25 protein-coding genes and 1 other annotated feature are annotated in these 20,617 nt (G+C 32.3%); of the genes, 1 reads left to right on the top strand and 24 read right to left on the bottom strand.

The window, feature by feature from the left end; translation table 11 throughout:
* The 14 genes from ABV008_RS01445 to ABV008_RS01380 all read right to left on the bottom strand — a co-directional run.
* On the bottom strand, positions 1-1,176 hold a 1,176-nt coding region (locus ABV008_RS01445), incomplete at its 3' end, for an MFS transporter (RefSeq protein WP_352418039.1).
* A complete protein-coding gene (locus tag ABV008_RS01440; RefSeq protein WP_352418038.1) occupies positions 1,173-1,391 on the bottom strand; it encodes a helix-turn-helix domain-containing protein in 219 nt (72 codons plus the stop codon). The genes ABV008_RS01445 and ABV008_RS01440, both read right to left, overlap by 4 nt.
* A gap of 494 nt (positions 1,392-1,885) precedes the next feature.
* Positions 1,886-3,217 (bottom strand): branched-chain amino acid transport system II carrier protein, encoded by a 1,332-nt coding sequence (brnQ, locus tag ABV008_RS01435; RefSeq protein WP_352418037.1) that lies wholly within the window; start codon positions 3,215-3,217, stop codon positions 1,886-1,888.
* A gap of 118 nt (positions 3,218-3,335) precedes the next feature.
* Positions 3,336-3,594: a binding site (T-box leader), on the bottom strand.
* 129 nt (positions 3,595-3,723) lie between these two features.
* Complete coding sequence (locus ABV008_RS01430) at positions 3,724-3,864, bottom strand: type II toxin-antitoxin system RelE family toxin (RefSeq protein ID WP_352418036.1); 141 nt, start codon at positions 3,862-3,864, stop codon at positions 3,724-3,726.
* Positions 3,865-3,964: 100 nt separating this feature from the next.
* On the bottom strand, positions 3,965-4,105 hold the full coding sequence (locus ABV008_RS01425; RefSeq protein WP_352418035.1) for a hypothetical protein: 141 nt from the start codon (positions 4,103-4,105) through the stop codon (positions 3,965-3,967).
* A 49-nt stretch (positions 4,106-4,154) separates the two neighbouring features.
* Positions 4,155-4,595 (bottom strand): hypothetical protein, encoded by a 441-nt coding sequence (locus tag ABV008_RS01420; RefSeq protein WP_352418034.1) that lies wholly within the window; start codon positions 4,593-4,595, stop codon positions 4,155-4,157.
* Between the two features lies 1 nt (position 4,596).
* Positions 4,597-4,803, bottom strand: a complete 207-nt coding sequence (locus ABV008_RS01415) for a helix-turn-helix transcriptional regulator (RefSeq protein ID WP_352418033.1) — start codon at positions 4,801-4,803, stop codon at positions 4,597-4,599.
* Between the two features lie 455 nt (positions 4,804-5,258).
* Positions 5,259-5,567, bottom strand: a complete 309-nt coding sequence (locus tag ABV008_RS01410; protein ID WP_352418032.1) for a type II toxin-antitoxin system RelE/ParE family toxin — start codon at positions 5,565-5,567, stop codon at positions 5,259-5,261.
* Positions 5,560-5,862: a type II toxin-antitoxin system Phd/YefM family antitoxin gene (locus ABV008_RS01405; RefSeq protein ID WP_502929731.1), complete on the bottom strand. Its 303-nt coding sequence runs from the start codon at positions 5,860-5,862 to the stop codon at positions 5,560-5,562. Before ABV008_RS01405 ends, ABV008_RS01410 begins: the two co-directional genes overlap by 8 nt.
* A 248-nt stretch (positions 5,863-6,110) precedes the next feature.
* Positions 6,111-6,356 (bottom strand): hypothetical protein, encoded by a 246-nt coding sequence (locus ABV008_RS01400; protein WP_352418031.1) that lies wholly within the window; start codon positions 6,354-6,356, stop codon positions 6,111-6,113.
* Between the two features lie 384 nt (positions 6,357-6,740).
* On the bottom strand, positions 6,741-7,139 hold the full coding sequence (locus tag ABV008_RS01395) for a DUF5301 domain-containing protein (protein WP_352418030.1): 399 nt from the start codon (positions 7,137-7,139) through the stop codon (positions 6,741-6,743).
* Between the two features lie 672 nt (positions 7,140-7,811).
* Entirely contained in the window at positions 7,812-8,582 is a 771-nt protein-coding gene (locus ABV008_RS01390; protein WP_352418029.1) for a hypothetical protein, read from the bottom strand.
* Positions 8,567-9,538: a hypothetical protein gene (locus tag ABV008_RS01385; RefSeq protein ID WP_352418028.1), complete on the bottom strand. Its 972-nt coding sequence runs from the start codon at positions 9,536-9,538 to the stop codon at positions 8,567-8,569. Before ABV008_RS01385 ends, ABV008_RS01390 begins: the two co-directional genes overlap by 16 nt.
* Before the next feature lie 293 nt (positions 9,539-9,831).
* Positions 9,832-10,437, bottom strand: coding sequence for a hypothetical protein (locus ABV008_RS01380; RefSeq protein ID WP_352418027.1), 606 nt, complete (start codon positions 10,435-10,437; stop codon positions 9,832-9,834).
* Between the two features lie 292 nt (positions 10,438-10,729).
* Between ABV008_RS01380 and ABV008_RS01375 the strand changes: the two genes are divergently transcribed.
* Positions 10,730-11,920, top strand: a complete 1,191-nt coding sequence (locus tag ABV008_RS01375) for an IS110 family RNA-guided transposase (RefSeq protein WP_352418026.1) — start codon at positions 10,730-10,732, stop codon at positions 11,918-11,920.
* Between the two features lie 367 nt (positions 11,921-12,287).
* On the opposite strand, the gene ABV008_RS01370 is transcribed toward ABV008_RS01375, so the two are convergent.
* The 10 genes from ABV008_RS01370 to ABV008_RS01325 form a co-directional block, all read right to left on the bottom strand.
* Positions 12,288-12,473, bottom strand: coding sequence for a DUF4177 domain-containing protein (locus ABV008_RS01370; protein ID WP_352418025.1), 186 nt, complete (start codon positions 12,471-12,473; stop codon positions 12,288-12,290).
* Between the two features lie 107 nt (positions 12,474-12,580).
* On the bottom strand, positions 12,581-12,958 hold the full coding sequence (locus ABV008_RS01365; protein ID WP_352418024.1) for a hypothetical protein: 378 nt from the start codon (positions 12,956-12,958) through the stop codon (positions 12,581-12,583).
* 475 nt (positions 12,959-13,433) lie between these two features.
* Entirely contained in the window at positions 13,434-13,943 is a 510-nt protein-coding gene (locus ABV008_RS01360) for an RNA polymerase subunit sigma-24 (protein ID WP_352418023.1), read from the bottom strand.
* 80 nt (positions 13,944-14,023) lie between these two features.
* Positions 14,024-15,079 carry an ADP-ribosylglycohydrolase family protein gene (locus ABV008_RS01355; protein ID WP_352418022.1) on the bottom strand — a complete coding sequence of 352 codons (1,056 nt, stop codon included), beginning with the start codon at positions 15,077-15,079 and terminating at the stop codon, positions 14,024-14,026.
* A gap of 11 nt (positions 15,080-15,090) precedes the next feature.
* Complete coding sequence (locus tag ABV008_RS01350; protein WP_352418021.1) at positions 15,091-16,353, bottom strand: McrC family protein; 1,263 nt, start codon at positions 16,351-16,353, stop codon at positions 15,091-15,093.
* Positions 16,353-18,653: a DUF8426 domain-containing protein gene (locus ABV008_RS01345; protein WP_352418020.1), complete on the bottom strand. Its 2,301-nt coding sequence runs from the start codon at positions 18,651-18,653 to the stop codon at positions 16,353-16,355. Before ABV008_RS01345 ends, ABV008_RS01350 begins: the two co-directional genes overlap by 1 nt.
* A 13-nt stretch (positions 18,654-18,666) precedes the next feature.
* A complete protein-coding gene (locus tag ABV008_RS01340) occupies positions 18,667-19,284 on the bottom strand; it encodes a hypothetical protein (RefSeq protein WP_352418019.1) in 618 nt (205 codons plus the stop codon).
* Between the two features lie 76 nt (positions 19,285-19,360).
* A complete protein-coding gene (locus ABV008_RS01335) occupies positions 19,361-20,131 on the bottom strand; it encodes a DUF2089 family protein (protein ID WP_352418018.1) in 771 nt (256 codons plus the stop codon).
* 153 nt (positions 20,132-20,284) lie between these two features.
* Positions 20,285-20,476, bottom strand: a complete 192-nt coding sequence (locus tag ABV008_RS01330) for a hypothetical protein (protein ID WP_352418017.1) — start codon at positions 20,474-20,476, stop codon at positions 20,285-20,287.
* Between the two features lie 7 nt (positions 20,477-20,483).
* Positions 20,484-20,617: IS3 family transposase (locus ABV008_RS01325; protein ID WP_352418040.1), on the bottom strand; the 134-nt coding region annotated here is incomplete at its 5' end.

Here is a 20,617-nt window from a genome sequence, read left to right as displayed (position 1 = left end):
GCTCATATTGTCATAGGCTGCAAGGTAGGCGTGGCTTTTCAGAAGCAGAACAAGCTGACGGTTGAGTGATGGTAGCATAACCAATGTAACGCATACAACCGTGAGGGCTATAACCGCCACCTCCGCGCCAGGAAGTCCAATGGATGTCACAACCATTCCCAGGACGCCTCCGCAAAGGACACCAAACACATTAGCAGAAAGCCCGATGCCAAACGTCAGTGCCAGGTTATCGGTGTAATCCAGCATTTCTCCGAGGATGCTCCACCAAAACAAATCAAAAATACCGCAGGCTCCAAGCATCAGCGTATCTACAATAAGATAATCAAAAGCGTTTCGTCCTAGTAGCATAAAGCTGATGAATGCCCCCATAATCATTGCCATGCCGACATACAAAATTCTGGAACGCTTCGCCTTCATGGGCAGGTTGCGCATAATAGCGAGCGCCAAGATATAAGGCACGGCCCAATACCAACTCACCAGCCCTGTCAGGTGCTCAAAAGCGGGGTTTATCACCTCGTACATCAGGCCGGAATTAATCGTGATGATAAAAACAAAAAGGCACAACAGCAGCAGTGGATTTTTAATGCCGTAGCGCGTCTTATTTTTCAATATCTTGTTCTGCTCGTTCTCTAACTCTACCGGTGACAGCCAAATAAAAACCGTACCGATCACAAGACAAAGCATAGAGAGACCAAGCCCGATAAACGGCGACCGATTCATGGCAACCACGTTGACCGCAATCATCAATAGATTGGAATAAATCAGAACGTCGGCACAGGATTTAATGCGCTCGTTCTTGGGCGTAAAGACCCTGAGGAAATATCCCCACGCTGCCACCGTGCAGCCGCTAGCATACCCGCCTATGATCAAACCTGTTGCCCATAAAACTGAGGGGGTAAAAAAGAAGGGTACAGTGGCAAGCAAACATAAGCACATGCCGCAGAGCATAATGCTTTTGGTGGCCACCTGCGACCTGACAAACAGGCCGCAGGTGAAAAGTCCTGTAAAATGTGTAATAATCGCAGCTAGTATGTAACCGGATGCATCTGTTCCACGCAAATCCAGCACGCTATATAGGACTTGTCCCTCAAACTGGAAGGACAGAATATAGGCAAAAAGAAAAGAAAATCCGGCAACGGAAAGCCTGCGGGCATTCAGAGTCTTTAGTCTGTTCATTTTATAACCTCCCGCTCGTCGGAGGCTCCACCTTTTTTTACCCATTCGTCGATATCAGTGATTTTGAAACGCCAGAGCTTTTCGACCTTGGATGTAGGCATACCGCACTGCTCAATCCATCGCATAATAGTGTGGAGTTTCACGCCAAGATAAACGTAGACCTCTTGTAGAGATATCCATCTGTCGCTATGTATTGTTTCAGGCAAAACCGCCACCTCGCTTTATTACAATTACAAAAACATACTTTTTTAGAATTGCACTATGTAATTATATCATAACAAAAATTGAATATCCATTATATTAGTAGTTTTATGTTGTATTGTGTAATATTATATATCATTGAAACAAACTCAGAATATTACATCCATCCTGTCTCCTCAACCCTACAAATTTATCTAATCTATTAACTCAACCCTACCCAATTTTAGGCTCACCTTTTACCACAAAAAAGTACCCTCCATATGTTCCCACAAACACATATCGAGGGCTGAAGTCGAATGGACAAATTTGCTTTATTTTATAAAGCCTAGTATTTTCAGGCCTTCCCTGGCTTTACTTTCTTGACATCTATACCACTGTATACTATAAGGGGAACATATCAGAATTTTTGCATTTTGAAGTCTTTTTTTTAAAAATGAAGTAATACCATTCCTTCTCTAGCAATCAAATCATCTCAACATGTGTTGGTATTAGAAAAGGATACTAATATTTATTCAGATTCCATCATATATTTTTGCTCAAACCCTTTATTCCTTAGATTTCCGTAAATAAATCCTACTATTGCACCAACGACTGCTGGGATAATCCAACCAAGTCCCTTTGAATAAAATGGTAGACCGTTAAAGATATTAATTTTTAGTCCAAATTGTCCTAAGGCCTCTAGGATGCTGACAAAGGAAGTACATAACATAGTAAATAAATACACATAAGAATTTCCCTTGAAAAAGTTATTTAAAAGTGCAAGTACCATAAGAACAATTGCCATTGGATATATAGCTGTCAATGCTGGAACTGAAAATTTAAGTATTTGTGTCAGTCCTACATTTGCAAATATCATGCTTGATACACAGAGTATTGTAACCAAGGTTCTATATGAAACTTTCGGTATCAACTTCTCAAAGTATTTGCTGCAAGAAGTTAGAAGTCCTACTGATGTTGTCAAACAAGCAAGTGAGAATATTACCCCAAGTAAAACTGACCCTTTTTTCCCAAATAAGTAAAATACAACATTTGTAAGTGTTTGAGCTCCATTCTCAGTTGCTCCAAACCTCGCCTGTGAAGTAGCTCCTAAATATGCAAGCATTACATATATAATCGCTAATAAAAATCCTGCTAACGCTCCTGCCTTTATTGTATTTGATACAAGTTTTTTTTCTTCTGTTACTCCCATTTCCTTTAAAGCAATAGAGATTACAATACCAAAATTAAGTGCTGCTATAGCATCCATTGTCATATATCCCTCTAAAAACCCTTTAAGTAAAGGAAACTCTGCATAATCACCAATAGGTGCTACAAATACACCTATCGGTTTAAATAAACTAGATACAAATATACTTGCTATCAAAACTAGTAGCGTAGGTGTTAAAACTTTTCCAAATCTATCTACGAGTTTTGATGGTGACATACATAACCAATAGGCTATCCCAAAATAAACTAAGGTATATATAAATAATGGCAAACTACTTTCACCTACTGTATTTGATAAAAATGGCGAAATCCCCATTTCAAAGGCTAAGCTTGCTGCTCTTGGTATACCTAGAAAAGGCCCTATCGATAAATAAATCAAAACTGTAAAAGCAAAGGCAAACTTTGGATGCACACGACTTGCCAGTATATGAAGTCCACCAGCCTTGGCAACTACAACAATTGCAAGTATTGGAAGACCAACAGCTGAAATTAAAAAACCTCCCATTGATGTCAGCATATTTGTTCCTGATAATTGTCCTAATAGAGGTGGAAATATTAAATTCCCTGCACCAAAAAACATTGAAAATATCATTAAACTTACAAATAATAACTTCCTACTGTCCATTTTTTCCATTTTGTAAACCTCCAATTTGTCTTTTTCATTATATGAGTACAGTTTATAATACCAATATCACTTTCCATAATGCGCCTCCTTTATTGATTATTTTTGAAAATAAAAAAACCCGTCCCCAAAAAGGGACGAGTTATACTCGCGTTACCACCCTAGTTTTATAAATTAAAAAACAAAAAATTAATTTATAACACTCACTAACGTACATTATAATACGTGTTCCTTATAACGGTGGACTACCTGCATTGCTTACTAAATTATATTTCAGCTCTGCTTCTCCGAGATGATTTTCAACTAATCTTTGAACATTGGCTTTCAGCATAATGCCAACTCTCTGTGGAACAATAGACTAGCATACTCTTTCTCTTCATAGAATTTATATATTAACTTATTTTTACTATATATTTTTATCATATATTATGCTCATTGTCAATAGTTTATTTACTTTCTTAATTAATGTTAACTGTGTTTAGCTGTATAATAGGCTCCTTGTTCCAACTGACTTTAATCTAACTCCTATTATAAATATCTTCACGTGGTCCTATTTCAATTACTGATATAATTAATTTTTCATCATCTTTGCTAAATATAATCCTAAAATCACCAACTCGTAGTCTATAGTTGTTACTACCACCTTGTAACCTTTTCACATCTTCAAATTGTAATTCATTTATCGCCTTAATTATTCTTAGTTAAGTACTTTTATCAAGCTTCTTTAGATACTTTAGACATCTTTTATCATATTCTATATTATATTTCATCTTTATCTATATCCAATTCTCTCAATAAACTATCTTGATTAATAAATTCACCATTTAATTTAATCTCCTCTATGCAAAGATATTCTTCTTCTGGTATATATTCAACATCCGTCTCATTTATCTTACCCATATATTATGTACCTATTCATCTTATTATTTCTCATCTGACACCCTCTTTTCTATATATTTATATGATAATAAATTTTAAACAATCCTTTAACTAATGAGATAAACAAAATAGCCCCCATTAATGTAAGGAATACAACTTCATTGAAAAATCCCGCTATTATTGCACCACACCCCAAACCTATAATACACATGTTTAATCCAATTGCACCTGTTTTTTGCATTATCATAATTGTACGTTCGTCATTTTCCTTAATATACAATTTCTTAAGTTCTTTTTCATCTTTCATAGCTCTTAAATATTTAAATACATCTAAGAGCAATAAAACCCCAAATCCACTAAGAATCCCTGCGTGAAAGCTCATAATTCTTCCAGATGTTTTTGGTAAACTGTCTTGGTTTAAGAGTAAAATCAGGTAAATAGCTATTAAGCTAATAAATAATATTATTAAAAATAGTACTCTGTTACGAATCTTTGTTCTAAATTTATCCATTCTATATCTCCCCCACTTCTGAAAAATCAAAAATCTCTTCAATAGTCATATTGAAATACCTTGCAATCTTATAAGCTAAAACTAAAGATGCTGTGTACTTTTCACCTTCTATAGAGGTAATTGTCTGACGGGTTACTCCTACTGCCAAAGCAAGTTCTTCCTGAGTAATTTTATTTTTTTCTCTTAATTCTCGTATTCTTGTCTTCAACCCTCACACTCCTTTATGTATAGTTTGCTTTGCATTTTAAGTATAGTGTACTTTGCATTCAATGTCAAGCAAGCTTTGCAAAATTGGTTTTTTCAATTTTGAAATCAATTTAGTCTGGAACATCTTGTTGGAGCAATAAAGTTTCTATAAAAAACTACAAAAATAACTAATCCTGTTTAGTTTTAAAACTAAACAGGATTAGTTATTTTAACATAAAAAATAGCAATTACTCCTTTTTCAATAAACAAACAGATTCCACATGCCTTGAGGGGACAATAATGATGTTGTAATATGACATTGCTCCCTTGGTGGTAGGTATATTTCTTATTTATTATGCTTTCTTTTTTGAAAGTCCAATCATCAAAAAATTCATCTCCCTTAAAAATTAAATTATAATGAATATGGAAAAAGCCCTAAAGTTAGCTGCTATAGGGCTTAGGATTATTGTAATCTAACTATATTAAATTTTGATATTCTCTTCTTCCATCAACTATAGCATATATAATAACTGTTTTCTTTTCTTCATTTACTTTGTAAAATATAAGGTGTTTCTCTAAAATGACTACTCTATACCCTTGTTTTTTCAAAATCGAATATCTAGGTATGCTTCTTGAGTTAGGAAACTCTTTTAAACGATTAATGGATTCTTCTATTTTATCCAAATATTTGAGAGCAGTATCAACACTACCTGAATCATCTGCAATATAATAGATTATATCTCTCAGTTGATCTTCTGCTTTGTCTGTTCTCATAATCTTATACATTTTCATTCTTCCTATTTACCAAAGATTCACGAAGTCTATCTAAAGATTCTTGCATGGAACCCACTCTTCCATTTTTGACATCATCTTCCGCTTCTGCAAGAGTTCGAAGCAATTCTAATTCCGCTTTCATTTGCTTGTAATCCTGTAATCCAAGAACAGCTGTATCGCCACGACCATTTACAGTAATAATAACAGCCTCTCTAGTTTCCCTGCACTGTTTTGATATTTCATTATATTTATTTCTTAGATCTGCTGATGGTCTAATATTTAATTCCATGTTAGCACCTCTTTCCACCTTATTGATATATGTTTATTATATCATAATTTGACTATCATGTAAATCTGAATATTTTCATACTCAATATAAGTATAGAAAATCTCTAAAGCTGACATTGCTTTTTTGAGAGTTAGTTGCCAGTTCCTCAAAGACTCAAATATGTATATATAAAATATTTTGGCTACTTCATCTAATTCTAAGTCATTAACATTTTTTCTTTTTCAAGTTTACTACTAATAGTATACTCAGTTAATTAAAATTATTTGCTAAGCTTTCAATCTTACTTTAAAAGAGTAGTTATTTACTTTTCCAAAACATTCCCTTACTAGAGCTTTATATCTAAACCTATCCACATTAACTTTCAAATCTGCATGAATGTATCCACATTTATTCCAAACCTTGTTGGTATTAATATCCTTGCAGTTATAATTCTTTACACACCCTTGGCAGTTAAAATAATTATTGATGACTATACGACTTCTTCTTGGTTGGAAATTTGGAACCATAAGCATTGAAGCCCTACCCCTATTTATGTAATAAATAGGGGTAGGGCTCATGTCAGGAATGTCCAAGAACTCGACCGTAGGGAGAAGTAATTGGATACATTCTACGACTCTTGCTCTATTCCTTCCAAGGATGTTCCATACATAAATAATTTTGACATTGTTCTCAATCCCTTCTTTCTGTTTTTGGACATAAAAAAATGGCGAAGTTTATATGGTCTTGGTTGACCTAAAACTTCGCCATTTTTTATTTAGTTTTTAATTTAATTTATAGAAAAAATATTTATATATTTCCTACTTCTTAGATAGAGATAATATTAAGAATATGTTGTTGTTGATATTTTTTCATATCCCACAATGAAAATTTTAAATATAGTTCCTATATATCTAAAATCATCTAGATATAATCTTAACAACTTGACTATCTATAGTATATATTCCTTCATAAGGACGTTCGATATACACTTTTTTATCATCTTCATAAACATAATAATTGTATGTTTTTCCTTCGGTAGAAATTTCAATTTTGTAGTATGGTGTAATTGTCGGAGATTCATTGGTACTCATAATTCTAGTTGGTTTTGAATTACTAATGTATGTAACTAGACTTGCAAAGTCAGTACCAAGTATTTTGTTTTCTTTATTATCATCAGTTATAACATCTATTGAAATTATATCTTCAATTGTGGGATATTGTATTGGTTCAGCAACTGGAAACATATTATTATAAATATAATATCCACCTAATATTAATACAATAAAGATTGTTGCAACAATAATACTCTTCTTCAATTTGCTTTACCTCCCTATTAAAAATTTTTTTACATCTCTACTCATAAATAGACTAAACATCGTTTTAAATTTTATTTTTTTGCCACATTTAATACTACCGATACGACGCTTAATGTAAAGAATGTGTCGTATTATTGGAGGGCAGACACATGGATCTGCCCCTACACACAACCATGATATATGCTAGAACCACTGCGATGCCTATTGTAAATGGTGTATCATATGAAACCGGATGGACACACAGGTCCATTCTTACCCACAATTTTATCAACCAAAATTAACCATTTATCCCTCAAACATCCCCAATTATCTAATGTCATCTGTCAAACGCCCTATTTTAAAGGGGCAGAAAAGAGTGTTTTTTAGCCGATTTTTGACCCACTTTTCGTCTTCAAACCACTATATGTTGTGGGTAAGCGCTATTATTTCTTATCAAAACCACAATACGTCATCAGAATTGCTGCTTCAGCCGTAGAATGTACCCAAGCACATCTCCCTACGGTCGTGTTCTTGGACATTCCTGGCATGAGACGTACATCGACTTCTTCAGTCCTTTCACTCCTTCACAAGTCGTGTTACGACTTCAACGTGCCTTGAGAGGTCAATAAAGATGTCATAGGTCCATATTATCCCCTTGGTGTCAGCATATATTTCTAAGATAATTTCAATATATTATAACGCTTCCGATGTTTTTAAATATACATTTTCGAGCAATTCTATCATCTCTTCGAAACCTACTCCTTTAATTCCTAAGTTTTTTAAATCAGGTCTATCATGATTAATCATTTCAATAAACAGCATAATATCCGCTTCTATTTTTTCATCTATTTCTACTTTACTGGAAGGTAATACATTAGCAAGAAGCCTAAATACATCATTTTTATGTTTTTTGATATTTCTTGAATCCACATGTTCACCATTTTTTAATTTTTGTTTCATATCAAGCCACGCCTTAATTTTAAATAAAATTACTGTTTCTATCTCAATAACTGAATATCCATCTACTATTCTCTTAGAATTTAGTAGGACATCATAATAAATTCGATCTAGAAGTATAGCAGAAAGGCTTAATATACTATCTTCTATGTGAATTGGTGTAAGACCCGTCTGAAATTGTAAATCAAAATTATACGGCTTACGGCTAAACAACTCAATCATAACTGGATACCCAGATTTTATAGGTTTACTAAATCTATAGAATTGTTCTTTTCCTGTACTTTTTTCTCGATATTGATATCCTCCATCCTCTATCAACTTCCAAAATTTATTTCCAAAAGAATCGTTTAATGCTTCTATAATTAATACAATATCTAAGTCTTTAGTTGCCCTAAATGAAGCACCTAATTCATTCATCAATATATCACAAGCAGTTCCCCCAATAAAAACATATTGATTTGTATAATCTCCCAAATATTCCTTGAATTTTTCTAATCCATATACCATTTGTTTTCTCGCAAGACTTCTTCAAGTGCCTGCTCTATCCTTTCATCATTTTCTTTTTTCAAAGATACATACAATGAAGCCGTATCTATAATATCTTTCATCATAAAAAGCTTAGGATCATATTCCCATATTTGAAGTTCTACCAGTTTTTTATCTTCAATAATATCTTTATTGCTTATAATTTCTAAACTATTCTTATTTAAATTATCAATATGAATTGCTCTTACTTTATGTCGAGGTGGATTTATCATAGATAGTTCTGATAATGCTTCTAACCCAGCAATCAATGAATTTTTAGGTTCATTTTTTACATAGACTATTTTTTTTATAGGAGAATTAAGAAAGACCTTACCTTTTTGAAAATAATCTGGATCAGAAATTCTACTATAATACTTACTTCTACCCGTCTTACCTCCGATTTCATAAATAAGAAGTTTAGCATTATATAGTTCATTTAAAGCCCTAGAAGATTTCATTGTATTCCATCCAAAAACTTTTGAAAACTCTGTCGTATTTACTACAGTCTCTTTGTTGTAAAGAAAGTAAAGATAAGCCATCTGTGCGGATGGAGTAAATGTACTTATTTGTTTTTCTAAAGAATCCCCTATATTTTTTAGATGGAGTCCTAAAAATGGTAAAAAAATTTGACCATCTTCTATAACAAATGGAATCTTATTCTGAATTAAGCTTTTTCTTCGATATCTTGTTATCTCCCTATAATAAAATACGATTTGTTCATTTGTTATTTGTTCGATTGTATTTATATGTTTCTTAATAGCATCAATCCCTGGTACTTCATCAATAATTTCAAGCAAAATGCACTGATTCCCTAAGATTTTCATTGTATAAAATTTATAAATGTCTCTTAGAAATATAGGAATTTTATCCATATAATCCCAGTTTTTTATTGTTGTTTGTTCATCTATATTATCTTTCAAATATCGTTTTACTCTCAATACTATTTCATTCACCTCCTAATGTAACGCTCATATTTTATATATAACATATATAATGTTATATTGCAAGTTTTTATTGTTACATTAATTAATAAAATTATCTTTTATATCTTTTATGTTTAATTTCAAAGTAAGGATTATACAGTATCTCACTTATGTTTATTTTGAATATATAAATCTGATGTAATTATATAAATAAAAGGCCATTGAATGTCTGAACTGAACATGCTCAATGGCTGGAAGTTACTAATATCATATGATCTAAGTATCATTTTTTTATTGTTATACCTTACCTATACAGCTTTTATACTTATATTATATTGATTATTATAAAATATTGCTTCTTTTATATCTTCAAATTTAATCTCTAGATTGTCGTCATAATAACCACATACATGAGAAAATGTTATATCTGATTTATTTAGCCTTTTATCTACCCAATGTGAATCATCTTCCCGTAAAATTTTTTCATAGTCTTCCATAGCTGCTAAAAATATATCTTCAATTTTTAATATGTTCCTATTATCCTTTACACAATATTCTAGAGCAATATCAATTATGGATGCTTTATCAATTCTTTGTCTATTATCCACTTCCAAGTAGCCACAAGAATCATCATTATATTTTGCTATTTTGTCTATGCATCTAAAATAATCTTTTTCTAATTTTAATACTATTATATCTGGTTTCTTATTAAAATCCTTAATTGCTTTTTGTATAAAATTTGAATTTCTTATCGCTTTGCTAAAAAATAGATTATAATTTGATGGATTGTCACACTTATAGGCAAATTCTTCAACCTCATTTAAGGTTTTTCTTGCTTCTTCAGATAATTTGAAATTAAATAAATCTAAATATTCTTCTAAATTAGCTAAAACTATCCTTGGTGTAATCTTCATAATTTACTAACCCCTTGTATAATGTATTTAGGTTAGTAAAGGCAACCCATAATCCTTTATTAGCTGAAAAATTATGCATCCAAGTGTATAATTAAGTTATTAGATAGAGTGTTGTCGTTCACCCCTTGAGATAAGATCTCGTACTTGAAAGACTGACACCTCTGCCTGATAAACTGATTACGAATAAGTTGGATGTTGACTAACTTAGATTAGTACTTCGAATATAGAACAAGGCGGTAGCGTTTATCAGAATAGAGGAACTATCTAAAATTCTTTTAATAGGTGATTATTTATGTTTTATTTAGGTATTGATATCGGGAAAAACAATCATGTAGCTTCTTTAATTGATGAAAAAGGCAAAATTGCATTTAAAGCTTTTTCTTTTTCTAATACCACTGATGGTGCTGAAAGTTTAATTTCTAAGCTAAATAAATTCACATCGTCTATCAGTGATATTGAAATTGGTATGGAAGCTACTGGTCATTATTGGTTGTCTATTTATTCATTTCTTGTAGAAAAAGGCTTCGTTATTCATGTTGTAAATCCTATCCAAACTGACGGTTGGCGTAAAGGTCTTGAAATCAGAAAACGTAAAACAGATATTATAGATTCAGTTTTAATTGCTGAACTTATACGTTATGGTGACTTTCTTGAGACTTCCTTAGCAGACGAAAAAACTATGTCACTTCGTAACCTTTCTCGTTTTAGAAACTATCTTATTAGCTCTATAGGTGACCTTAAACGTAAGACCATTTGTGTTTTAGATCAAGTTTTTCCTGAATATCAATCCGTTTTTTCTAACATTTTTGGTCAAACATCAAAAGAAATTTTACTTAATTTTAGTACACCTGATGATTTTGATCATATTTCATCAAATCAACTAAATGATGTTTTATCTAAAATTACATTAAAAAAATTTGCTACTAACAAAATCAATCAGTTGTCAGCAATATCTAAACATTCTTTTGGTGTAAGCTTTTGTTTAGATAGCTTTACTTTACAGTTAAAACTATTGATTGAACAAATTAACTTTATTGAAAACCAGGTCAAAGATATTGAAACTCAAATTAATGCTTTACTTGATGAAATCAATTCTCCTATTACTACAATACCTGGTATTGGTAATGTATCAGCAGCAACAATTCTTGGAGAGATAGGTGATATATCTAGGTTTAGTAATCCTTCAAAACTTGTTGCTTATGCTGGAATTGATGCTTCCGTTTCACAATCTGGCGAATATCAAAGCACCAATAACAAAATGAGTAAACGTGGGTCACCTTATCTTAGAAAAGCTCTCTTTAGTGCTGCTTTAGTAGCATCTAATTCTGATCCAGTTTTTAAAGCTTTTTATCAGAAAAAACGTAGTGAAGGAAAGCACCATTTAACAGCCATTGGAGCTGTCTCTCGTAAACTTTGTTACACTATTCATGCTGTTTTAAAAAATAACTGTGCTTACGAAGTGAGACTTCCTAAAACTGATTAATTAACTGTATCAATTAACATATTTTTACTTTAGGCTTGTTTTCACAGGTCTACTTGTGATGCATTTTTATACGACCTTTATATAAATTTTATGCTAAAAAATTTCGTTTTTTAGTATTGACTTTTTATAGTTGGTCTTTCTTTTCTATTTTTAGGCATAAAAAAATGGTGAAGTTACTTGATCTTTTTTCGACCTGAACTTCGCCATCTTACAATCTATATTTAGTTTTGAATTATATAAAAATAGATGTATTAGAATCTTTTATGTTCTAATACATCTATAATTTTCATTTTAAATTTGTCTAAGTATTATTTCTTATTAGTTGCACACAATATAAATGGTGTGTACTAATGATACCCCCTTTATCCTAATTATCCATCCTCTTCTCAAAGATAATCTCATAATCTGTAGGTTTACCATGCCCAGTATACGCTACAGGAAGAACCTGTACTAATCTCCAACCTTCTTTAGCATGTTTATCAATAATTTCATGATGATTTGCTGCTGTAAAAAGACCCCCTAAAGTGGCCTTTACATATTTATATTGATACATAAATCTTTTACCTCCTTATTACACTGTTCCACAATATTCTACAAATGTTCATCAATATATTCTTTAAAATATTTATATCCTATGGTTAGACTTTTATTTTCTATATTTTATACAAAAATTGCAAGTAGTAAACATATTACAGAAACCGTTGCAGCTATATAAAAGTGATTCATATTTATTTTATATAAGATGCTTGGATTGTCTATAAAGTAATTTATCACTTTAACATCTCCAACTTCTGCTGACAATGGCATCTTAATACTATTTTTAGAAGTATATATTTTCCCATCGACAAAATATTCAAAAGTTGCTAATTTAGCATTTATATGTGGCAATCCTGGGGACATAGCGGATTCAATATAAGTTATGGTTCCCTGAGTTTCCTTAACCTTATTTCTGTTTATAAATATGCCTATTTGTACTCTTAAGGAATATAAAAATGTAATAATAAAAAACAAAATGAAAAAAGCCTTTTCAGTAGTCATGCTTTACCACTTCCTTTTCTGAATATTCTTATATACAGTATATAATTCCTCTATCAATATATCAATCAAAATTAACCATTTGCTTCTCAAACATCCTCAATTATCCAATGTCATCTGTCAAATGCCCTATTTTTAAATGAGGATTTGATTTAGGAGTAGGGTCAAAAAATGGTGTTTTTTCACCGATTTTTAACCCGAATTTCGTACCCAAACCACTATATGTTGTGGTCGAGCCCTATTATTCCTTATCCAAACCACAATACGTCATCAGAATTGCTGCTTCAACATGCGTATAGACAAGCCTTTTATAGAATTACTCAAAATAGTAAATTTACCCCTTTTCTTCTAATTATTAGGGGGATTCTAGAGTAAAATATACCCCTATTTCTAATTTTGCAGCACCCCCTTTGCTCTTTTTTTGAATTTAGCGCATGAATTAGCTTCAATTAGCTTCAACTACACCCCCCGTATTTTCCTACACTTCTTCATCCCCAAGTAGCAACTCCTTAAGCCATTTAGGCAATCTACTAACCTTTTTAAATTGTAGAATTTTTTCAGCGACCTCTTTGGCATCTTCTTCTCTCCAAAATCTATCCTTAATATAGCATTCTTTACAGCAATACTTAAGGTGCTTTATCCCCAATGACTTAAAATCTCTGCCACAATATGAACAATTCAACTCATATGCCTTACGATGAGTTTTGTCCCATTCTCTTTTACATTCCATGGAACAATATTTTCTTTTTCTGCCCCTGGCATTCTGTTTAATATGTTCACCACATTGTGGACATATTATATATTGAAATTCTTCCTGCATTAATAGTCTGTACTTTAGAGCTTGTTCTTTCCCGAACCCATCTAATCCATTTCTCCTACAATATCCTCTTACAGAATCTCTAGACAATCCTATTTCGCTAGCTATTTTTTTATATCCTATACCCAAATGCCTCATTTGCTTAATTTTCTCTTCTTGTTCCTTTGTCATTATAACATACCTCCTTGACAAGCATTCATCACTCTAAAAGTGATATTTGTCAAGGATTTATTCTCTTTTACTTTTAAACTTTAATTAAATGCTCGTTCTGACAAGTCATATAACTTAGTTCCCATACTAATTAATAGATCTTTTAATTCTATTTTATCAATCCATTCTTTTGGTAAAGCATTGATACCATAAGCCGCACCAAGTATATTCCCACAAATTGCTCCAGTTGAATCACTATCCCCATCATGATTTACGGACATAATTAGGGCATTTTTAATATTAGAACCCTTTAATGCACAATATAAAGCAACTGATAATGCTTCTTCCGCAATCCACCCTTCGCCTAAACTCCTAATTGCTTGTTGGTAATTCTGATCACTTTCCGCAAGTGTTATCGCCTTTTCTATTGAATATAAGGTTTCACCATGGTCCTTATATTCTTTAAGTATATTAATTGCAGATAATGTACTATCTATAATATTTTCTCCATTTATTAATTCTGCAATTATCGTACCCAGTACTCCTGCTGTTAGATATCCCGTAGGATGGCCATGAGTTATAGCAGCAACCTCAGCAGCAACCCTAAATGCTTCCACTGGTTTTCTATTTAGAAACAAACCCACAGGAGCAACACGCATTATTCCTCCACAGCCTTTACTGTTATTAATTGGCTCATCAATAGTTCCCATTCTTCCACTTTTAAGTGCCGTTAAGCAGCTATTTCCAGGTGCTCTTTGAAAGAATAGGTCCTTATAATTTAATATACTATCTTTTTCTTCATGAGGTTGGAATTCAAGCCAAAATTTATCATTATCTGTGGGCATCTTATTTGTCTGAGTATAATACCAGCGAAGATACGATTGATAAATACCACTCCCTACATACGAACCTATGCCCCTTTCACTACAGCGCAAATAAGCCCATATCATTCCATCTGCAGTAAATAGTGACATCTGTGTATCGTCTGATATAAGTGCCTTCACTTTTGTTTTATCAATTTCTAAATCTGTTATACCCTTATCTCCAAACTTAGATTTGATTTCATCCAATGTCATAAACTCAACTGTATATCCAAGGGCATCACCGATGGCACCACCTAATAGAGACCCTATAAACAAATCTTTTTTGTTTTTCATAGCTAGACTCCTTAACTAATAATTTCGTCCATATACTCTTCCAACTCGTTTATATTATTTGAAATCAAGTCTGCAACTTTTATTAAATTTATTGGTTTTAAAATTACACTTGCTATTTTAGAACTAGAAATAGGATCCTTAACATCAATTTTTTGAACCGATGGTATATCACTTACTGAAGGATACAGTATTGTAGCAGTCTTATCTCCTATTCCACTTACTGCATATATTGCCAATTGATATAGCATCTCACGTGGTAAACCTTTATCCCATAAATCTCTATATTTAGCATCCAACAATTTTACTACTTTTCCATCTTTCATAAGTGCAAAATCTGGTCTTGGTGTAGGTGATTTTCTACGACATGGATTAAATCCTGGAGTATATATAAACATATCGTGTAAGCTAAATTGGTCTTTTACTGTGTATTCATCAGCACAATTTGCAAACAACCTCCCTATAAGTGTTTCGAAGAAAACATTCATATCAAAAAAGTATCCCTTTAAATTAATGTGGCTAGGGCTATTTTCTAATTGAATACCTTGTGATTCATATAAGATATTGATTATCTCAAGTACAGCAGCATATCTACCTGTTAATCTATTGATACTATTTCTTGCAAGTTGAAGGTTTCCTCTCGTTAAAGTAATATCTTCAATTTCTCCCTCCATATTTGAGCAAAGTCTTTGTAGTTTAACTTTTAATTCAGCATCCAATACTAGTCTTAGGCCTAATTTCAAACCTGCAAGTAGAGTTCTATTTAATATGTTATTTTCATCTCTATTAAAGTAATTACAGGGTAACTTATCTTTAGTCAGCCCTCCTTGAGCACAAAGCTTATTTATATTAATTCTACCTCGTGGTGATGATAAATCTTCTTCTCTTTGAATATAACTTTTTTGAATTCCTCTTCGAAGCAAATCCTCAGCTTCAACATATAACTCATAAATAAGTAAATCAAAGAATGAAAAATTATCTATGGAATGTTCAGCAATATTAAGTAACTTTAGCTCTCTCAAACCATATGTAAATCTTAATAACTGATATAAAGGCATTCCATTAAGCTTTGGATATACATTTATTTGCATACTTCCTAGCTTTATTCTGCCTACATAAGAATTACTTGTGATAGAGATTCCATCCTTTAGCTCAATAATTTCTATAATTCCTTTATCTTTTAGTATTTGTGAGGTATTCCGAGCATCATTGTCAAATAGCTCTACGTCTCTTAAAAATAAAGTTTCCCATTCCTTTAATTCAATTGCATCACACATTATGATTCATCCCCATTACTGCTATCATCAGCCTCTATCTCTTCTTCAGTGTCATCTTCATCACTTTTTTGTGTACCTAATCTAAGTGTCGGACAAGGAGATAATAATGCAGTGATAAGATTAGAGATGTCTGATGTGTTGAAAAGTTCCAACCTTATAGTTTGATTCTTAACATCAACTATTCCCTCTCCTAATATTCTAGAAATCATGGCATAGTCACCATAACAATATTCTTCTATAAGAGGGATAATATCTTCTTTTATAATTCGCTTAAACTTCTCTTGATCAACAATAGCTTTTTCTTTCTCTAGTAAATATGAATGACCTATTTGTAGATTACGGGCATCCTTACCAATATGTTCACATATTCTTATATTTAATTCTTTAAGCCAACCAGCTAGTGGTAAACCATCAAATTCTACCCCTTCAAGCAAACCATAGTCTGGCATTAGCTCTATAAATCCAAAGCGCCTACGGAGTGCAACATCTAAAAGTGCAATTGAGCGGTCTGCTGTATTCATTGTTCCTACCATATAAACATTTTCAGGTACTGAAAAAGGTTCATTGCATAAAGGAAGAATAACCTGTTTTCCTCTCTTGCCACTTTCTATAAGCATTATTAGTTCTCCAAATATACGAGAAATATCACCACGATTAATCTCATCAATAATCAAGTAGAATTTTTTATTAGGTGCTTCTTTTGCATCTGAACATATTTGCTTAAAGATACCATCTTTAGGTTCAAATACAGTTTGATTATTAATTACTCTTGGTTTAATACCCTCTATAAAATCCTCGTACCCATAAGATGGATGGAAGCAACACATACGAACCACACCATTAGTTCTACCATTACCTACTATAGTGTTTTTTTCATCCTCAGAAAGTGAATTGAATGACTTTCTAAATATATTCCTAGAAGCAAGTTCGCGACAAGCTTTTTCTGCAAAATATGTTTTACCTGTTCCTGGAGGTCCGTATAGTATCACTTGCTTTTTCCGGCCAAGAACAGCTTCTATCTCAGCAACAACTCCTGTCAAACTAGTTAGGGATACTTCTGGCTTTTCTTCAGATTCAATATTTTCCTCGTTCATTAGTCTTTCAATTTCCATAATATTTTCGATATCTTTATATGGGAAACATGAAGTTAACTTTCCTGCACTAGGCTTTGGAAGCTGAATAGGTTCTTTAAAGGTTTTAATCCAATCAACATTTTTACAGTGAGCATAAGGTCTCTCTTCCACATACTCATAGTTTCCTGAAACTTGACCTATTCCAAATACCTTTTCTCCCAATACCGCTACTACAACATCTCCTATTTCAATACCGTTAAAGAATCTTATAATCTCTCCTGCTTTTCTACTAGCTGTCTTATTATCATATTTGTAAAGCTTTACAAGTTGCTCTTGAATATCATTTTTCATATTATTACTTTCGCTATATGAATTCAAATCGCCTAATTCCGACCAACCAATAGCAACATAAGAGTTAGATCTCATATCGTGCCAATAGCTATTGCCATTATCCCCTGTACCAATTCTAAAATAGTTAACTGGAGAACCATACATTTCATTAATGGCAGTAGTTACATAATTTATCGGTAGTTCACATTTATTAGCCATTATTCTGAAATGACCAGCCATTTCATATAAATTGTCTTCTTTTACTGGGGTAATTCCACAGCAAATTAAACCATGTCTTTGCCATTTAGCTGAATGAAAATCATCTACGACATCTGGATATATCATATGATAATATTTATGGACCCAACCTAACCTATTCATATTGTATTTCATATTAGCGTCAAAGGTTTCTTGGAGCTTTTTATACTCGTCAATACCCATATCTGCATTTGAAAATTGTTTAATTATTTCCGAACCATATACTAAAGTATCTCTCAATTCTCTAGCTAAGGAAATAGCTTCATCTAATGATAGAACCTTTGGATTCTGTGGGTTTCCGGTTACCCACTTATCATCTATATTTCTTTTAAACATTACATACTTAAAAGCACTTCCTCCTGATATTCCTCCATAATCAGCTGCTCGAAACTCATCATCGTTTTTGAATTCCAACCAATACGTTAACCCATCTCTATTTCCTATATTCAACATAATATTTAATAGAATTTCACCATCTAAACCTTTTAGTACATCAGGACCAAATTTTTGTGAAAACAACTTATGACCTTGGTCTAACTGTTCATTTGTCAAAAGCTTTTTATCTAATAATAGTTTCTCACAGGTCTGTTTTATTTTATTGAGAACATCTTCTAACTTATCTAACTGTTCTTTTTCCAAAATAATCTCCTCCTTACCCTATATCTTCATTTATGTATTTCTTCATTATTTTTATAAACCTTTTCCAATATGGTGGATAATCGTTACTACCACTCTTACTAATTTTATATCGATTTGGAAGTTTAATCACTAGCTCCCACTGAGTTCCATCACATACACCAATGTCACAATATTCATCTCTCCAGCATCCTATTTCTAAGCCTATGAGTTCTTCAATAAAAGCGATCCATTGATCAGGTAACAAAGGTATTTCTTTTAATAATATTTCAGGATGAAAGTTTATATCATTTTTGGGATGCTTCAAATCAGCATACAGTCCACCAGGAGTTTTAGCATACCTTATTAATTTATTTTTTCGTTTTCCATCAATATAAACAAAATGAGATGTGCCAAAATATCCACCAACATAGAACTCAAAGGCTGTCAATTCATATAAAGGGATTAGATCCTTACCCCCAAAGTCCTGTCCACAAGCTTTGCAGTGTCTGGTTGGACTAATATCTGATATTAAACATCCACCTAATACAATCTTTCCATGTTCAGATTCTTCATAAGCTTCATAAGTGGGTTCCCCATATAGTATTTTTACTGTGTCTGTTGACCCACAAGCTGGACACTTTTTCTTAGGCATATAATTAACCTCCTTCTAGCTAGTTTAACATCAAATATCTAAACCCATATTTGTTATTTAACACAATCCTTATATATTATTCTTTATCTAATTCCGATAAAAATGATGCTCTAACCGATAGATACCCACGTTCGTTATTACATATTTCTGCCCAATCAAGGATAGCACATATTACAAAGCCTGGACCGAATGCTGTCTCTCCCTCTTGAACTCCTTGCACCTTATGTGCAATATAACCTTCAACTGAATTAAGCATTAATTTCTCACTACCTAGCCTAGCACCAGATTGAGCATTTCCCTTCTTTGCTTTGCCACCGTTATTAATTACAACCTCAACTGCTGCATCAAAGGCTTCCCAAATGAGTTGATTAGCTGGTGGTATTTTAGGAGATAAAAGTCCTTTACCATTTTCGTTAAACCTTATATCACAGCCATCACCATTAAAAAGAGTAATTGTAGCTCGCCCTTCTGCAGCATTAAGCTTATCCTTTATTTTTCTGACAACTAGACTATCAGTATCCTTTACTGGCATATCCTTTATAATTGGTCCAGATAATTCACGCTCTTCATTATGGATATTAGAAATTAACTGTAATTTACCTAGAATATCTGCCAGTTTCTTTTTAGCAGCTGGATAAGACATACCTTTTTCATTTTGAACTGCCTTAAAATTTCCTTGTTGTTTCAGAAAGCATTCAACAAATTCAAGTTCATCATTAGTCAAGTAATCGAACTTACTTAGTGGAAAATCTCCATTCAACTCAAGTTCACAATTATCACATTCAAGTTTTGTAGCCATTAGCTTTTCCTTGCATCTTGGACATACAGCAACTAGTTCTTTTTCCATAATATCCCTCATTTCTTTAAGCTAAGTGTATATTAGTTTGATAATTCTGTCAATGTAGTTATTAATATTATTACTTACTACTTTTTAAAAATAAAAATTGAGCCAGTAAAAGCAATCAAATTAAATCGCTACTTCTGGCTCTAAATAAATGGTCTATTCAATTTCACATTCAATCTCTGTACTATCGAGTAAGGTTACAATAATTTTCTCTTCCTTAAACACAGTAATCTTCTCTATAATTTTAAAAAATAAATCTATATCAAATTCTTCAAGTGGCTTTGCATCCTCCAAGATTTCAATGAATTGTTTTGACTTATATCTTACTAGAAGATTATGGATTGTCAACACTAATTTAGACAGTTTTTTTAAGGTTATGTAATTTATATTCTCTAGGGCTCAAGTATCCTAACTTTGAGTGAATCCTAATATTATTGAACCAATTAACATAATCAGCTAACATAATTTCTAATTGTTCTAGGCTTTCAA

This window comes from Proteiniborus sp. (assembly GCF_040308045.1).
GTDB lineage: Bacteria > Bacillota > Clostridia > Tissierellales > Proteiniboraceae > Proteiniborus.
The sequence above is the reverse complement of the archived record's forward strand: the minus strand, read 5'-3'. Positions and strand labels throughout refer to the sequence as shown.

What these genes read in the sequence shown, in the direction of transcription:
- brnQ (WP_352418037.1), bottom strand. Translation starts at nt 3,217, where the DNA reads ATGGAAAAAATGGACAGTAGGAAGTTATTATTTGTAAGTTTAATGATA.
- ABV008_RS01425 (WP_352418035.1), bottom strand. Translation starts at nt 4,105, where the DNA reads ATGGGTAAGATAAATGAGACGGATGTTGAATATATACCAGAAGAAGAA.
- ABV008_RS01420 (WP_352418034.1), bottom strand. Translation starts at nt 4,595, where the DNA reads ATGGATAAATTTAGAACAAAGATTCGTAACAGAGTACTATTTTTAATA.
- ABV008_RS01410 (WP_352418032.1), bottom strand. Translation starts at nt 5,567, where the DNA reads ATGTATAAGATTATGAGAACAGACAAAGCAGAAGATCAACTGAGAGAT.
- ABV008_RS01400 (WP_352418031.1), bottom strand. Translation starts at nt 6,356, where the DNA reads ATGCTTATGGTTCCAAATTTCCAACCAAGAAGAAGTCGTATAGTCATC.
- ABV008_RS01390 (WP_352418029.1), bottom strand. Translation starts at nt 8,582, where the DNA reads ATGGTATATGGATTAGAAAAATTCAAGGAATATTTGGGAGATTATACA.
- ABV008_RS01380 (WP_352418027.1), bottom strand. Translation starts at nt 10,437, where the DNA reads ATGAAGATTACACCAAGGATAGTTTTAGCTAATTTAGAAGAATATTTA.
- ABV008_RS01375 (WP_352418026.1), top strand. Translation starts at nt 10,730, where the DNA reads ATGTTTTATTTAGGTATTGATATCGGGAAAAACAATCATGTAGCTTCT.
- ABV008_RS01370 (WP_352418025.1), bottom strand. Translation starts at nt 12,473, where the DNA reads ATGTATCAATATAAATATGTAAAGGCCACTTTAGGGGGTCTTTTTACA.
- ABV008_RS01365 (WP_352418024.1), bottom strand. Translation starts at nt 12,958, where the DNA reads ATGACTACTGAAAAGGCTTTTTTCATTTTGTTTTTTATTATTACATTT.
- ABV008_RS01360 (WP_352418023.1), bottom strand. Translation starts at nt 13,943, where the DNA reads ATGACAAAGGAACAAGAAGAGAAAATTAAGCAAATGAGGCATTTGGGT.
- ABV008_RS01355 (WP_352418022.1), bottom strand. Translation starts at nt 15,079, where the DNA reads ATGAAAAACAAAAAAGATTTGTTTATAGGGTCTCTATTAGGTGGTGCC.
- ABV008_RS01350 (WP_352418021.1), bottom strand. Translation starts at nt 16,353, where the DNA reads ATGTGTGATGCAATTGAATTAAAGGAATGGGAAACTTTATTTTTAAGA.
- ABV008_RS01340 (WP_352418019.1), bottom strand. Translation starts at nt 19,284, where the DNA reads ATGCCTAAGAAAAAGTGTCCAGCTTGTGGGTCAACAGACACAGTAAAA.
- ABV008_RS01335 (WP_352418018.1), bottom strand. Translation starts at nt 20,131, where the DNA reads ATGGAAAAAGAACTAGTTGCTGTATGTCCAAGATGCAAGGAAAAGCTA.